Here is a 15,137-nt window from a genome sequence, read left to right as displayed (position 1 = left end):
GCTGAGGCCTTACTGTCCATATGTACTGAACGGTGGACCGCGGACCGACGAGTGAAGGCCTGCTTGCCAACCATGACAGTTGTCAGCCGTCAGGCCACCTTGGCTGGCGAACTCCCAGCGGACTTCGTCGACAATCGACCGGTCGAATCGAACCAGCCCAACGGGTCGCATACCTGGGGCGCCGCCCAGGCCCAGGTAGTCGCCGCCCGCTACGCCCTCGGGCCGGGTTGGACCCGACCGGTCGCGGTCTGGCTCTGCACCGTCTTCTGGCTGTCGCCCGGCTGGTGCCACGAAGAGGCCGCACAGGCGGGCGGCCCTCGAGAGTCAATGGCGGCTCCGCTTCGGCCGATCCGGCGTGCGGTCGCTGTCAGCGCCTCACCGTGATCGATCCCCACTGGTGAGCCACTGGCTCACGGTTGCCCTCTGATGGCACAGCGTCCGTGGTGCACACCGTCAAGCAGGTACACCTCCCCTCATGAGGGATAATCGTGACGGTTGCATGCAGGCCTAATCGTTTATCGTGCTGAGCACCATACCGTTATGCCTGTACACGCCATCACGTACGCTTTACCCGTGCCGAAGATCAAGAACGTGAGCGATGCGATCGACCAAGCGACCAGCAAGAACACGTGGCCAACAGTCGAGCCAGCCGCAGACGGCCGCGGCGTGTTCGTCGTACTGCGTCATGAGGGGCAATCGGTCGGCTTCCACCTGGTACCGGTTGGGACCCAGGCCGGCGGGTGGTCCATGGTCACCTTCGCCATTCAGGCGCTCGACGCCACGGTCAGCATGACATCCCGAACGATTCGCGCGCTCCCCATCGGGGGGCTGCTCACAGAGGCTCGGCGTGCCGCCGGAAACCGAGCGGACCGAAGCGCCGCAAAGGCGTTTGTCAAGTTGGCTCGCCCCAGCGACGCACGGCTCGCAGCGTTCCTCGCAGACCGACGGGGCGGCACCGAGCGCACGGACAAGGACTACGCAGGTCTGGCCCTCGAATACGCCCTACTACTTGACGCTGGCGAACGGACGCCAGTCAAAGCACTTGCCGCTCGGTTCGGCGGTATGGCAGGTACATGGGGAAACCGGATTGCCGAGGCGCGTAGGCGCGGCGTGCTCACGCCCAGCAAATCCGGCCAGGCAGGCGGGGGCTTGACCGAAAAGGCGCTGCGACTTCTCGGATGGTCCGAGGGCGAGAATCAGGTTTAGCGCCAACAGCGCGAGCGTGTCGGTGGACGCCGAGTCGACCCACGCCGATGCGTCGGCAATCCGCAGCTCGGTCTCTTTCGAAGTGCGCCACCGACGGCGATCCAGTTCGGACCGCGGCCAGAAAACCCCCCGAGCGCGTCGCTGGTACCCGGCCAGCACGGACATCAGCGTGCCGGCAGACATGCCGACCCCCAGCAGACCGGCCAGGGCCTCGCAGGACGATCGTAGGCAGATCAAATATGCACCGACCGCCCGCACCCGCGGCTCGTACTGCGTCAGTGCCTCCAACCCGGCCGGTGGCGCCGCCATCATGACCGTCCCGCACGAGCAGCGGCGGTGCTTCGGTGCTCGATCACCCGCAGGCTCACTGCTGGCAGGCCGAACACCTGCCGGCCTCGACCGACTTCACCGGCTCCCGCCGCAGCGAAGCACCACAACCGTCGCAGGTGCGGGATGGTGGGTGAGCACCCGACTGGGCTACTCGACCCTGCCGCAACGTGCACCCGGAATCATCGGGCCATTTCCCCCGCGGCCGGCCCGGCAGCTGCTGCCGTGGCAGCGGCCGCCCTGACCGGCCCGTCCGACAACGGCGGCTTCGACGACGTTCGGGAATCCTTGCCAAGCAACAGCTCTAACTCGGCAACCCGCCCCGTCAGCACCTCGATCACCGATGCCTCAAGCCGAGCAAGCCGCTCAGCGACTGGCGTCGACTTGAACACGCCACCCAGGATGCCTCAGACCACCCACCAAGATCAAGATCGACTCAATCAAGAACCTGTGGACTGAATGGTCACCTGGCGGGACTCAGCGAGGCTGACGGCGTTGTCACGATCACCATGGGACTGCCGGTCACGGCATCCGAATGACGATTGCTACCCGGCCAGATGAGCCCGTCCGAGCAAAGAATGAGCACAACGTCGATCCGACAGGCCACCCAAGATCGACCGATGCGAAAGAACGACCAGCTCAACGCCTTGACCAAAAGAGCCGACGGGGGGACTTGAACCCCCAACCTTCCGATTACAAGTCGGGTGCGCTGCCAATTGCGCCACGTCGGCTGGCCGCCCTACGCGACGACGTAGGGCACCAACAGTGATCCTAACGGCCCCCGCCCCCTCCGCGCTGCCGACATACCACGGCACAGACTGTACCGAATCACCCCAAAAACCACCGTCGACCTTGGCACGGGCGGAACAAGCGCTTAACCTGGCTGCAACCTCGGGGAGCATTGGCGCTGCCCAAGGAGCTTCTACTCGGATCGTCCGGCACGTTCCTGCCGGTGGAAGGTGGCACCCTGCTATGGCTACGGTCACGTACGCGAAGGCGTCCCGGATCTACCCGGGCACCCCGCGGCCCGCGGTCGACCAGCTCGAGCTGCAGATCGGGGACGGCGAGTTCCTCGTCCTCGTCGGTCCCTCGGGTTGTGGTAAGTCGACCTCGCTGCGCATGCTCGCCGGTCTGGAGGACGTTGACCAGGGCGACATCCTGATCAACGACCGCAACGTCACGCACCTGCCTCCGAAGGCTCGTGACATCGCGATGGTCTTCCAGAACTACGCGCTGTACCCGCACATGACGGTGTACGAGAACATGGCGTTCGCGCTCAAGCTGCGCAAGACGCCGAAGCACGAGATCGACCGGCGTGTGAAGGAAGCGGCCGCGATGCTGCAGCTCGAGGACTACCTCGGCCGCAAGCCTAAGGCCCTCTCCGGTGGTCAGCGCCAGCGTGTCGCGATGGGCCGCGCCATCGTGCGTGAGCCGCAGGTCTTCCTCATGGACGAGCCGCTGTCGAACCTCGACGCGAAGCTCCGTGTGCAGACCCGCTCGCAGATCGCGACGCTGCAGGCCAAGCTCGGCATCACCACCGTCTACGTTACCCACGACCAGGTCGAGGCCATGACGATGGGTCACCGCGTGGCGGTGCTCCTCGACGGTGTGCTGCAGCAGGTCGCCTCCCCGCGCGAGCTCTACGACCGGCCCGCGAACGTCTTCGTCGCCGGCTTCATGGGTTCTCCGGCCATGAACATCAAGACCGTGCCGCTGACCGACCAGGGCGGCCGCTTCGGCGAAGTTGTCCTCCCGCTGTCCCGCGAGCAGATCGCCGCGGCGCAGACGGACGGCGGCAACGGCAAGGTCACCGTCGGGTTCCGTCCCGAGGACACCGACCTGGTCGGGCCGAACGACGGCGGCATCCCGATCACGGTGGACCTGGTCGAGGAGCTCGGCTCCGACGCGTACGTCCACGGTACCGTCGCGCTCGACGGCCAGGACGAGCGTTTCGTCGTCCGCGCCGACCCGCGCCGCACGCCGCGCCTGACCGAGATCGTGTACGTCCGCCCGCACGCGAACACGCACCACGCGTTCAACGCCGCGACCGGCCGCCGCATCTGATCTGAGGCCCGAAAAAGGGGCGACGCTCGACGAGAGCGTCGCCCCTTTGCATGGAAAGCTACTTGGCGAAGGTCCAGACCTGCAGTTTGCCCTTCGACTCGCAAGCGATGTAGGCCGCATTCCAGGAGCAACTTGAGCCCGTCACGTCGTTGACGGTGCCGACGGCGACCCGCTTGCCCGTGGCGGCCGTGACGCCGACCAGGGCGATGTCGGCCTCACTGCTGCTCGGAACCTTGTTCAGGAAGAGCAGGCTGCCGCTCGTGGCGCGGACGCCTACGGACCTGCGGTCCTCGTCCTCCTTGAGCAACTGCTTGCCCGACTGGTCGAACAGCGCGCTCGCGACGGTGCCGGAGACAGTCGTGGCCAGGACCTGCTTCCCGACCGGGACGAGCACCTTGGTGCCGGGGGCGTCGGCCTGCCAGAGCTGCTTGCGCTCCGTCACCGAGATGGCGCGGAGCACCGTGTCGGTGCCCTCGTACGCAGCGCCGTCGAGGATGCAGATGCGGTCGGTGCCGCACGGTGCGATATCGATGATCTTGCGCTTGTCGTCCGTGGCGCTGAAGATCTGGGTCGGCTCACCATCCTTCGCCAGGTCGTACACCTTGACAGTGAACTTGGCGCTGGTCGATGTCAGGAACAGCTTGCCGTCGTGGGTGACGTACGTGGAGTACGAGTCGCCGTCGTTGGCATATGTGCGCAGGACCTTGTTGCCGTCCGCCGCGTCCAGGAGGCGGATCTTGCCGTCGCCGTCAACGCTGATCAGGTCGGTTCGGCCCTTGAGCTCGAGGTTCTGCGGCGTGCCGCCCAGGTACGCCGGGCCGCGCAGGTCGGCGGCGTTGGTCTGCCCGACGAGGAACGAGCCCTTCTCGTTGTCGGCACGGGTCCACTTCAGATCGCCGTTCCAGGCGAACGCCTTGCTCTTCTTACCGGCGGACGAGTGCTGGACCCACACGTTCTCCAGGGGGTAGATGCGGTCCTGGCTCTCGTACTTCTCCTTGTGCAACTGCTCGCCGCTGTTCGGGTCGAGCAGCACGAGGGCGCCGCCAGCGGAGTCGCCGGTGCCGGTGACAAGAATGCCCTTGGAGTACGGCCACAAGCCCCAGGTGGTGTTGGCGCCCTCGACCGTCTTCGGGCCCCAGGCCCTCTTCTTGTCCTTCAGGTCGTACGCGGCAACCTGGTACTTGTTGTCGAACTCCCAGCCGACGTAGACGCGGTCGCCGAGTACCACCGTCGTCACCGCGTCGATCTTCGTCGCTTCGCCGATGTCCATCGAGCCGTACGCCGTGATCGTTTTGAAGTCCACCGTGGTGTCGGGGTCGCGGAAGAAGAACCAGTAGCCGCCGCCGAGCACGACCAGGACCACGAGCGCCGCCGCGACCGCGACCAGGAGGCCGGTGCGGCGCGGCTTGCCGGGTTCGTCCGAAGGCGGCGTCGGAGGGTTCACGTACGGCGGAGGCGTCGGCCGGCCGGAGTACCCCGGCGAGGTGGGAGCGCCGGAAACCGGAGGCGCACCGAAGCCCTGGGTTGGCGGGGCAGAAAAGCCCTGCGTAGGCGGGGCAGAAACGCCGGAAGCCGGCGGTGAGGAGATCTGCGGCGGGATCGCCTGCGCGGCCGACATCGGATAACCGGTGGGCGGCGACGCATTCCCATACGCAGGCCCGGAGGTCGGCGTCCCGGCGAATCCCGGCGACACCGGCGCCGCAGCCATCGGCCTCGAGTTACCGGCCGGAATGCTCTCCGTGCGGTACCCGCTGACCGGCGCCAGCTCGGCCAAAGCACCCTCGGCCACCGGCAGCTCCGGCTGCTCCAGCACCGTAGGCGGAATCCCCAGGTCAGCGTGCAGCAACCGCGCCGCCAGCGGCAGTCGCGAGGAGCCGCCGACGAGGAACATGCCGGCCAGTTGGTCGCCGCGGAGACCCGAGCGCTGAACCACGTTCCCCGTCTCCCACACGGCCCGGCGGATCAGCGGCTCGATGACCTTGTCCAGCTCTTCACGCGTCAGGTGAATAGCCTGGTCGTGGCCGGGAACCGTGATGGGCGCGACCGCCGCCCGCGACAGCATCTCCTTCGCCCCGCGCACGTCGTCCCAGAACAGCCGCCGGTCCCGGCGCTGCGACGTGGACGACGGGTTGCGCAGCGCCGACCACGTGTCCGGGGCCGTCTGCCCGATGATCAGGCCAAGGTGCTCGACCAGCGCGGCGTCGACGTCCAGGCCGCCCAGGTCCTCCAAGCCACCGGTACCGATGACCTCGAAACGACCGCCGTCGTTGCGGACAACGGCGATGTCCAGCGTGCCGCCGCCGAAGTCGAAGACGGCGAGGGCCGAGCCGACCGGGACCGGGCGGCGCAGGACGTCGGCGAAGTACCGCGCGGCCGCCACCGGCTCGGGCACCAGCATGACCGGCGGCCAGCCGGCCCGCCGCGCCGCCGTCTGCAGGGCCTCCCGCCGCCGCGTCCCCCACGCCGCCGGATAGGTCAGGACGGCCGTGGGTAGGAATCCGACCGCTTCCACCGCGGCTCGGGCGACGGACGCGAGGATCGATGCCAGCAGGTCGACGGTCGGGAGTTCGCGGTCTCCCAGCAGTACCGTGGGCTCGTCAATCCGTCGCTTCGGGTTGGGCTCGAAGCGGGACGGGTCGAGGCCCGCCAGCCGGGCGGCGTCCCGGCCGACGTGCAGCCGGCCGCTCTCGTCGACGAAGACACCCGATGGCATGATGGGCGCCCCGTCGACGAGGAGCGGTCGGGTACGTCCGTCGGGCCACCGGATGACGGCGACGGTGTTGGACGTCCCGAGATCGACTCCGATCGCGAAGCCCTGCTGAGGCTCAGTCACCGGCTCATACTAGGCAGTCGGAACCAACTCGCCAGTGATCAGACAGATCGCCGTCTCGCGACTTCCGCCAGGGTCACCGCGGTGGCGACGGAGGCGTTGAGGGACTCGACGTCGGAGATCATCGGGATGCCGACGCGCATGTCGCAGGTCTGCCCGACGAGCCGGGACAGGCCGCGGCCCTCGGAGCCGACGACGACGACCAGCGGGCCGACCGCAGCTTCCAGGCTGTACAGCGAGGTCTCCCCGTCCGCGTCGAGACCGACGACGACGAAGCCCTCCTCCTGGCACGCCTTCAGCGAGCGGGTCAGGTTGGTGACCTGGGACACCTTGACCCGGGCCGCCGCGCCGGCGCTGGTGCGCCAGGCGGTGGCGGTGATCGCGGCCGAGCGCCGCTCGGGCAGGAAGACGCCGTGCGCGCCGAACGCGGCCGCGGAGCGGATGATCGCGCCGAGGTTGCGCGGGTCGGTGACGCCGTCCAACGCCACCAGCAGCGGGGCAGGCGCCTCCAGGGAGGCGGCGAGCAGGTCGGCGAAGGGCTCGTACGCGAACGGCGGCACCTGCAGACCGAGACCCTGGTGCAGCACTCCGCCGGTCATGCGGTCGAGCTCGTTGCGGGTGACCTCGAGGATCGCGATGCCCCGCTCGGCGGCGGTGCGGACGGCCTCCTTGACCCGCTCGTCCATGTCGATGCCGAGCGCGACATACAGCGCCGTTGCCGGGACGTGCGTGCGCAGTGCCTCGACGACCGGGTTGCGGCCGACGAGCAGCTCCGGCCCGTCCTTCGGCTGGGCGGCCTTCCGTCCGGGCGAGACCCGCGGGCCTTTGGAAACCGCGGCCTTCTTCGACGCGCCGAACGGGCCCTTACCGGCGGTGCGCTTCGTTCCCGGCTGGCCGATCTTCGGCGCGCGCCCCTCGGCGGCCGCCGCACGGCGCTCCTTGTCCTGCTTCCAGGCGGTGCGCTGCGGCAGCTCCTCGTCGCCGGAGTACCCCTTGTGCCACGGCCGCTCGTCGGCCGGCAGCGTGCGGCCACGGCCGGCGAGCGACTGGCGGTTCTTGCCGCCGGAGCCCTTGGTGGCGCCCTTCTTCGACGCCACGCGCTTGCCGCGGCGTTCGGAATTCCCTGGCATCTGCCTCAGCTCTCCAGCGTCCATCGTGGGCCGGCCGGGGTGTCCTCCACCGCGATGCCGGCGTTCTTCAACTGGTCGCGCACCGCGTCGGCGGCGGCCCAGTCCTTGCGGGCGCGCGCGGCGGTCCGCTGCTCCAGCGCGAGCGACACGAGCGAGTCAACCACCCGCGTCAAATCGCCGGACTCCGCAGACCGCCACTGGTCCGACAGAGGGTCGACCCCGAGCACGTCGAGCATCGCCCGGATCGAGCCGAGCCACCGCGCGACCGACGTGGCGTCTCCGACGGCCAGGGCCGCGTTCGCGTCCCGGACCAGGTCGTGCACGACGGCGAGCGCCCTCGACGTGTTGAGATCGTCGTCCATCGCTGCCACGAACTCGGCCGGCAGCTCGCCCAGCTCGGACGACCCGGTCAGCTCGAACGCCCGCTGCACGAAGTTCTCCAGGCGCCGGTACCCGACCGCCGCCTCCTCCATCGCCGCCGGCGTGTAGTCGATCACCGACCGGTAGTGCGGCGCCAGCAGGTAGTAGCGGATCTCGACGGGCCGCACCCCGGACTCGACCAGCGCCTCCAGCGACACCACGTTGCCGAGCGACTTGGCCATCTTCGAGCCGCCGAGGTTCAGCAGCGCGTGATGCACCCAGTACCGCGCGAACGGGTGCCCCGCCGCGTGCGACTGCGCGATCTCGTTCTCGTGGTGCGGGAACGTCAGGTCGAGCCCGCCGCCGTGGATGTCGAACTCCTCGCCGAGATACCGCCAGCACATGGCCGAGCACTCGATGTGCCAGCCGGGCCGGCCGGGCCCCCACGGCGACGGCCAGTACGCATTCGACGGCTCGTCGGCCTTGACACCCTTCCACAGCGCGAAGTCGCGCGGGTCCTTCTTCGACCGGGCCGGCCCGTCGGCGGCCGGCTCCATGTTCTCCGGCCGCTGGTTCGACAGCGAGCCGTAGTCGCCGAACGCCAGCACGTCGAAATACACGTCGCCGGAGCCGTCGGTCGCCGGATACGCATAGCCCTTGTCGATCAGGATCTTGATCAGCTCGTGCATCTCCGGGATGTGCCCGGTGGCGCGCGGCTCGTAGGTCGGCGGCAGGACGCCCAGCTTCTCGTAGGTGGCCGCGAGCAGGCGCTCGTTGGCGTAGGCGATCGACCAGAACGGCTGGCCGGCCTCCAGCGCCTTCTGCAGCACCTTGTCGTCGATGTCGGTGATGTTGCGGATGAACGTCACCTGGTAGCCCGACTTCAGCAGCCATCGGCGCAGCACGTCGTAGTTGACGCCGGAGCGAAGGTGGCCGATGTGCGGACCGGCCTGCACGGTGAGCCCACACAGGTAGACGCCGACCTGCCCGGGAGTCTTCGGGACGAAGTCCCGGACCGATCGGGTGGCGGTGTCATACAGGCGTAGGGTCACAGATGCAAGAGTACCGGTCGGCATTGTGACGCGATGTCGCGCGACCCCGGCGCGCAACCGCAGAATCGGCCACGTGCTGATCCGCCGACTCGCCCTGTGCGGGCTACTCCTACTTTCGGCGTGCTCGAAGTCGGATCCGCCGACGGACTGGTCGACCGTCAGCCCGCCGCCGCCGGCGCCGAAGGTGCTCGTGCGCGAGGGTCCCCGCCCGGCCAGCCTGGAGCTGCCGTTCATCCGCATCCTCGGCAAGGAGGAGGCGAACCTGCGCTGGCCCGAGGTCGGCCTGCACCTGGAGATGATCGGCGCGACCTATGTCGGCTCCTCACCCAGCGGTACCACGTCCAAGGCCTTCACCGACGCACTGTTGAAGATCAACGGCCAGCCGCATCCGGTACCGAAGTTCCAGACGCAGGCATTCATCGTCGCCGCCGCCCCCAAGGACTCCAACGTGCGGCTCGAGATCACCGACACCGACCGCACCCAGTGGATCGACCTGCGCACGGCCGAGACGAGCACGCCGATCCCCGGCCTGTACCCCGAGCGCCGCGACCACGCCTCGATCCGCTGCAACATCGCCAGCCCCGACAAGGCGATCGACGGCTCGTCCGCGGTCCTGATGACCGACGCCGTCCTGGACCCGTGGGTGGACACGCGCGGCTGGGCCAAGAGCGGCCGTGTGTGGATGACCGTCGAGCTGAATCTGTGGTACAGCCGCAACGGCATAGCGATCGCGCTCGACACGGCGGCATCGATCACGCTCACCGGCCCGGAGGGCCCGATCCCGGTCACCGTGCCGCTGTCGCTCGGCGGCCCGAACCAGGACGACCCGCACATCGGACGCGCCGAGCTGACCGCCGACGTCCCGGCCGAGATCCAGACCGCCCAGCTCACGCTGCAGCTCAAGGGCACGATCACGGTCGCCGGCAGAGCGGTCCCCAAGTGGACCCCCACCTGCGAGACGGTGCGGGACGCGCTGGCGTTCAATAAGTAGGTGACCGAGACCGCGCAGACCCTCGACCGCGGCCTGCGCCTGCTCCACCTGGTGGCCGACGCTCCCAGCGGCCTGACCATGACCGAGGCCGCGGCCCGCCTGGGCGTCGGCCGAGCGGTCGTCTACCGCCTGGTCGCCACCCTCGCCGAGCACGGCATGATCCGGCGCGATCGTTCCGGCCGCCTGCGCGTCGGCGCCGGCGTGCTGCACCTGGCCCGGCGGGCCCAGCCGCTGGTCGCGGACGCCGCCCTGCCCGCGCTGCGCCGCCTGGCCGAGACGGTCGGCGCCACGGCCCACCTGACGATCGCGGACGGCGGCGAGGCCTACGCCCTCGCCGTGGTCGAGCCGAGCTGGACGCAGTTCCACGTCGCGTACCGCACCGGCTCCCGCCACCCCCTGGAGGTCGGCGCGGCAGGCAAGGCCATCCTGGCCGGCCGCGACGGCAACTTCGACGCCATCACGACCGAGGGCGAACTCCAGCCGGGCGCCTACGGCGTCGCCGCGGCCGTTCCGAACGTCGAGGGGCTGGAGGCGAGCGTCGGCGTGGTCGCTCTGGCACAGATCAAAGAGGAAGCCAGAACGCACGTGGTCGACGCCGCCGACGCGGTGGCGCGAGCCTTGCGTTGACGCCCGCGTCACGCTCTACGGTCGCGGCCATGAGGTTCGCCGTCCACCACCGGCCCACCGACCCCGAGCTGCTGGTCGCCGTCGCCCGGCACGCCGAGGCCTGCGGCTTCGAGGGCTTCTCTTCGCGTTCGACGAGCTGACCAGCTTCCCGACGGCGCTCGGTCCGCTCCCGATCCACGTCGGCGGCGCCAGCCGGGCCGCCGCGGGGCGAGCGGGGGCCCGTGGGGACGGCTGGTCATCGGCCGATCCCGACACCACCGGCGACGCATCGCATTTCGGTACCGAATCATCGCCGTCGCGCTGTCCCCTTTATCTGAGTTACACCGTTACGTAACTTGCAGTTCCGCCAGCCGCGACGATTCGGCGCTGCACCGTGGTAGGGGGTAGCGCGAGCGGCAATCGGCTGAGGTGGCTCTTGTTCATGCTGGATCGCGAGCCGTGCAGGGTGTGGGCGCGCAGCCATCCCTGCACCTCGGGGTGGCTGAGGTAGTGGGCCAGAAACTCCGGCGTGACCGCCGGGCTCGGACGCACCCGGATGCAGGTGTTGCCCATCAGCAAACCGTTTTCTTGCTCATTGACTCTGCCGAACCGTGTTGTCTCGCCAATCCGGACCAGCAGGATGTCGCCTGATTGCAGTTGGTATTCGCTCAGCCGTTCTGCAGTCCGGTCGCTCACTCGTACCTTGAGGTCTGGTGCGATGCCGTCGTTGCGGATGTTGCTGGCCATGACCACGGGGACTCCGGGGACTCCCTCGGGCAGGTAGTCGGAGGCGGGCAACTGGGTGCCGGACGGGCCCAGCCGGATCTCGCATCGCTCGTGCAGCTCACCCACCCACCAGTCGGCCGGGATGGCTCCGACAAGACTGTCTTTGGTCGTTGCCACTCCGAGTGTCGACCGATGATCGGGTCGGTCCTCGGTAGGGTCCGGCCGGCCACGCGGGTCGGCCGATGCCTGCTGTTCGGGTCGCGTCGGCGGCGTCGCATGCGGACGCGGGAGGTCGTAGGCGTCGACCTGGAGGGCGTAATCATGGTCGCGGACCTGGTCCCTGGTTACCGCGACCGCGGTGATCGGGGAAGTGCCATTGACCAATACAACCGAGCCGTCGAGCCAGCGTCGGTAGGCATCGAGGACGGCCTCGCTGCCGGCCTCGGTCAGCGCCTGGTAGCTGCCGTCGGTCCGCGTCGCCCGCCGAGCGTCGATCAGCAGGATATCCTCGCGCGGCGGGTCATCCAGTTGCGCCAAGATCCACACTGTGACCGGAGTGGCGGTTTCCCGGAATAGGTTTCTGGGCAACGTGATCACGCACCGGACAACGCCGTGCTCCACCATTCCCTTGCGCACCGGGCGCTGCTGGTCGGTGAGGCCCGAGGCGAGGCTGTTCGGCATAATCACCGCGGCCCGGCCCCCTGGGGCCAACGCTGACACCGCGGTCTGCAACCAGGCCGAGGCCGTGTCGTATGCCGCCGGTCGAACACATAGCCACTCCTGTCCGGCACGCGATGCCGGAACGCTCCACTCCGTCCGGCCGAATGGCGGATTGAGCAGCACGACGTCGTATCCTCCTGGCCCGACATCAACCTCGTTGGCGCGGTCCGGGGCCAGTGGCTCGGCGGAGAGGTCACACTGCAGCTCGTGGATCGCCATATTGAGGGTGGCCAACTGCCACGTCCGGGCTGTCGTCGCCCGGCCGGTCAGCACGGCCGAGGCGCCGTCCACCGCCGGCCCAACAGTGCTGGCCAGGTGCTGCCCAGCCGCTACCAGCAGCGTTCCAGGGCCGCAGCACGGATCATGGACTCGATCGCCAGGCTGGGGGTCAACCAGAGCCACCATCAACCGCGCCAACGTGACGGGTACCAGGTATTCGTCCGGGCTGCGGTGTCGACGCCGGGCGAACACGTCCAGCAGAAACTCGAAGGTGTCGGCGGCCGACGTCGGGGGCTCGGCCAGCTTTGCGACGACCCGCCGCAAACGGGTCGACCACCAGTCATCCTTCAGGTCACGCAGCTGCTCGGTCGCCGCCATCAGCGGCTGCGGCAACCGCCGCGACACCTCGGCTGCCGCGGCCCGGACGCTACCGATCGGCGCTCGTGTCAGCGTCGCCCAGCCGGTCGGATTCATCGCCCGCACGTACAGCAGGGACAGCACCACCGCCTCGAACCGCTCCGGACGTTCGCTGGGCACTCGTAGCTGATCCGCCCAGGCACGCAACCGCTGCCGTGGCTCGCCCCGGCACTGCTTCGCGCCGGTCCCGTGGCGAGGCGCGGCGGCCAAGCCAACCGCAAGACGAAAGCGCTGGCCGTAGTAGGTCAGGCCAGGCGGATCGCCCGCCTGGCGGGCCTTCTTGTGGATCTTGCGGTTGTCCAACCATTCGGCGACCGCGTCGACCGGATAGCCGACCCGGCGGCCGTTCCGGACTGTGCGCGGGAACGACGAGTCCCGACTGACCCACTGACTGACTGCCTGTTCCCTAACGCCGGCAGCCTGTGCCACTTGCGCCCGCGTCATCAATCGCCGCTCAGCGGCCATCGTCCTGACCTTCCTCAGGTCGGGCCTGGACCGCCCGGTCAGCGCCAGCCGGACTCCGCCACGCGCGGATCAACTGGACCAGATGCCGGGTGCGCAGCTCGCTGATGATCACCCAGCCTACGAACAGCATCGATATCAGGATGACCATGGCCAGGTGTGGCCATGGCAAACCCCCGATCACCCGGGCCGCCCAGTCCGCCATGCCGACCTCCTCCTCAACGCTCACCGCGTTTGAAGGTAGGCCTGCCGCGGACCGACGCGCACGTTCGGATACCAGATGTCAGTGATTTTGTTTCGCAAGCGTTCGCGAATGCCTGTCTGACCAGCGGTGCCGCACAGGAAAGGGTGGCGGACCCTGAACACGACCTGAGGTATCGGCCGCAATCTCGCGGAGGCCACGCCTACCTCGACGAGAGCGTACGCACACTCACCACCACTGAGCTGCGTTTCCTCGACTCCAGGGAGGTGTTGGGGAGGTCCGCGGCCCCTACCGAGGATTCGAAACCCTGCACACACCAGACGTCAATGACCTGCCGCCCGGCTGCCACTGCGCTACCAGGTGAATCGCGTTGACCGCGGGTACCTCCGGACCGCCGGACCCGGCCCGGTATCAGCTCACGAAGCCCGCGGAGGCGAGGTCATCGCCAGCACGTCGAGCGCCGCGTCCAGTTGTTCGAGCGTGAGCTTGCCGCTGTCGACGTGGCCGCGGTCGAGGACGACCTCGCGGATCGTGCGGTTCTCGGCCAGGGCCTGCTTGGCGATCGACGCGGCCTCCTCGTAGCCGAGGTACTTGTTCAGCGGGGTGACGATCGACGGCGATCCCTCGGCGTAGGCGCGAAGGACCTCGACGTTCGCGGTCAGGCCGGCCACGCAGCGGTCGGCGAACAGGCGGGCCACGTTCGACAGCAGGCGGATCGACTCCAACAGGTTGCGGGCGATCACCGGGAGCATCACGTTGAGCTCGAAGTCGCCCTGGGTGCCCGCGAACGCGACCGCCGCGTCGTTGCCGATCACCTGGGCGACCACCTGGCGGACGGCCTCCGGGATGACCGGGTTGACCTTGCCGGGCATGATCGACGAGCCGGGCTGCAGGTCGGGGATGTGCAGCTCGCGCAGGCCGGCGCGCGGGCCGGAGCCCATCCAGCGGATGTCGTTCGCGATCTTGTACATCCCGGCCGCGATCGTGCGGAGCACGCCCGACGCCTCGACCAGCGCGTCGCGGGCGCCCTGGGCCTCGAAGTGGTTGCGCGCCTCGGTCAGCGGCAGGCCGGTGGACGACCCCAGCAATGCGATCACCGCCGGGGCGAAGCCGGGCGGGGTGTTGATCCCGGTGCCGACCGCGGTGCCGCCGAGCGGGAGTTCCGCCACTCTTGGCAGTACACCCGAGACTCGATCGATCCCGTAGGAGATTTGCGCCGCGTAGCCCGCGAACTCCTGGCCGAGCGTGACCGGCGTGGCGTCCATCAGGTGCGTGCGGCCGGACTTCACCACCGTCTCGAACTCGGCCGCCTTCGATGCCAGGGCATCGGCCAACGTGCGCAGAGCCGGCTGCAGGTCGTTGGCGAGCGCGTGCGTGGCAGCGACGTGGATCGAGGTCGGGAAGACGTCGTTCGACGATTGCGAGGCATTGACGTGGTCGTTCGGGTGGACCGGGCGGCCCAGCGCGCGGGTCGCCAGGGTCGCGATCACCTCGTTCATGTTCATGTTCGACGAGGTGCCCGAGCCGGTCTGGAAGACGTCGATCGGGAAGTGCCCGTCGTGTGCGCCGCTGGCCACCTCGCCGGCTGCGGCGACGATCGCGTCGGCGACGTCGCGGTCGAGCACGCCGAGGTCGGCGTTCACCGCCGCGGCGGCCGCCTTGATGCGGGCCAGGGCCTGGATGTGGGCGCTCTCCAGCCGACCGCCGGAGATCGGGAAGTTCTCCACGGCCCGCTGGGTCTGCGCGCGCCAGAGCGCGTCGGCGGGGACGCGCACCTCACCCATCGTGTCGTGTTCGACGCGGTACTCCATAAACCAATGGTGCC

Annotated in this window: 11 protein-coding genes and 1 tRNA gene; 4 read left to right on the top strand and 8 right to left on the bottom strand. The window is 68.9% G+C overall.

Annotation, left to right across the window (positions count from 1 at the left end; all coding sequences use genetic code 11):
- Positions 1-573 precede the first annotated feature (573 nt).
- Positions 574-1,206, top strand: coding sequence for a hypothetical protein (locus IEZ31_RS23175; RefSeq protein ID WP_190252032.1), 633 nt, complete (start codon positions 574-576; stop codon positions 1,204-1,206).
- A 509-nt stretch (positions 1,207-1,715) separates the two neighbouring features.
- On the opposite strand, the gene IEZ31_RS23170 is transcribed toward IEZ31_RS23175, so the two are convergent.
- Both IEZ31_RS23170 and IEZ31_RS23165 read right to left on the bottom strand, forming a co-directional pair.
- The gene (locus tag IEZ31_RS23170; RefSeq protein ID WP_190252031.1) at positions 1,716-1,925 is read right to left on the bottom strand and encodes a DUF6444 domain-containing protein; all 210 of its coding nucleotides are present in this window, start codon (positions 1,923-1,925) and stop codon (positions 1,716-1,718) included.
- Positions 1,926-2,191: 266 nt separating this feature from the next.
- Positions 2,192-2,264: transfer RNA gene (locus IEZ31_RS23165), tRNA-Thr, on the bottom strand.
- A gap of 241 nt (positions 2,265-2,505) precedes the next feature.
- Here IEZ31_RS23165 and IEZ31_RS23160 point away from each other — a divergent pair.
- Positions 2,506-3,597 carry an ABC transporter ATP-binding protein gene (locus tag IEZ31_RS23160; RefSeq protein WP_190252030.1) on the top strand — a complete coding sequence of 364 codons (1,092 nt, stop codon included), beginning with the start codon at positions 2,506-2,508 and terminating at the stop codon, positions 3,595-3,597.
- A 58-nt stretch (positions 3,598-3,655) separates the two neighbouring features.
- Here IEZ31_RS23160 and IEZ31_RS23155 read toward each other — a convergent pair whose 3' ends face one another.
- The 3 genes from IEZ31_RS23155 to cysS are packed head-to-tail and all read right to left on the bottom strand — an operon-like array spanning position 3,656 to position 8,969.
- Positions 3,656-6,430 carry an Hsp70 family protein gene (locus IEZ31_RS23155; protein WP_190252029.1) on the bottom strand — a complete coding sequence of 925 codons (2,775 nt, stop codon included), beginning with the start codon at positions 6,428-6,430 and terminating at the stop codon, positions 3,656-3,658.
- A 38-nt stretch (positions 6,431-6,468) separates the two neighbouring features.
- Positions 6,469-7,557 carry a 23S rRNA (guanosine(2251)-2'-O)-methyltransferase RlmB gene (gene rlmB, locus IEZ31_RS23150; protein ID WP_190252028.1) on the bottom strand — a complete coding sequence of 363 codons (1,089 nt, stop codon included), beginning with the start codon at positions 7,555-7,557 and terminating at the stop codon, positions 6,469-6,471.
- A 5-nt stretch (positions 7,558-7,562) separates the two neighbouring features.
- Positions 7,563-8,969: a cysteine--tRNA ligase gene (gene cysS, locus IEZ31_RS23145; protein ID WP_190252027.1), complete on the bottom strand. Its 1,407-nt coding sequence runs from the start codon at positions 8,967-8,969 to the stop codon at positions 7,563-7,565.
- 73 nt (positions 8,970-9,042) lie between these two features.
- Here cysS and IEZ31_RS23140 point away from each other — a divergent pair, with 73 nt between their 5' ends.
- The gene (locus IEZ31_RS23140) at positions 9,043-9,960 is read left to right on the top strand and encodes a hypothetical protein (protein WP_190252026.1); all 918 of its coding nucleotides are present in this window, start codon (positions 9,043-9,045) and stop codon (positions 9,958-9,960) included.
- A complete protein-coding gene (locus IEZ31_RS23135) occupies positions 9,961-10,587 on the top strand; it encodes an IclR family transcriptional regulator (protein WP_190252025.1) in 627 nt (208 codons plus the stop codon).
- Between the two features lie 318 nt (positions 10,588-10,905).
- Here the strand turns inward: IEZ31_RS23135 and IEZ31_RS23130 are convergent, their stop codons facing one another.
- The 3 genes from IEZ31_RS23130 to IEZ31_RS23120 all read right to left on the bottom strand — a co-directional run bounded on the left by IEZ31_RS23130 (position 10,906) and on the right by IEZ31_RS23120 (position 15,123).
- On the bottom strand, positions 10,906-13,113 hold the full coding sequence (locus IEZ31_RS23130) for an N-6 DNA methylase (RefSeq protein WP_190252024.1): 2,208 nt from the start codon (positions 13,111-13,113) through the stop codon (positions 10,906-10,908).
- The gene (locus tag IEZ31_RS23125) at positions 13,103-13,339 is read right to left on the bottom strand and encodes a hypothetical protein (protein ID WP_190252023.1); all 237 of its coding nucleotides are present in this window, start codon (positions 13,337-13,339) and stop codon (positions 13,103-13,105) included. Before IEZ31_RS23125 ends, IEZ31_RS23130 begins: the two co-directional genes overlap by 11 nt.
- Before the next feature lie 389 nt (positions 13,340-13,728).
- Positions 13,729-15,123, bottom strand: a complete 1,395-nt coding sequence (locus tag IEZ31_RS23120; protein ID WP_190252022.1) for a class II fumarate hydratase — start codon at positions 15,121-15,123, stop codon at positions 13,729-13,731.
- Positions 15,124-15,137: the final 14 nt, after the last annotated feature.

The sequence above is a fragment of the Dactylosporangium sucinum genome, from assembly GCF_014647515.1.
GTDB classification, from domain to species: domain Bacteria; phylum Actinomycetota; class Actinomycetes; order Mycobacteriales; family Micromonosporaceae; genus Dactylosporangium; species Dactylosporangium sucinum.
This window is presented reverse-complemented; position numbering and strand designations above follow the sequence as displayed.

What these genes read in the sequence shown, in the direction of transcription:
- IEZ31_RS23130 (WP_190252024.1), bottom strand. Translation starts at nt 13,113, where the DNA reads ATGGCCGCTGAGCGGCGATTGATGACGCGGGCGCAAGTGGCACAGGCT.
- IEZ31_RS23160 (WP_190252030.1), top strand. Translation starts at nt 2,506, where the DNA reads ATGGCTACGGTCACGTACGCGAAGGCGTCCCGGATCTACCCGGGCACC.
- rlmB (WP_190252028.1), bottom strand. Translation starts at nt 7,557, where the DNA reads ATGCCAGGGAATTCCGAACGCCGCGGCAAGCGCGTGGCGTCGAAGAAG.
- IEZ31_RS23120 (WP_190252022.1), bottom strand. Translation starts at nt 15,123, where the DNA reads ATGGAGTACCGCGTCGAACACGACACGATGGGTGAGGTGCGCGTCCCC.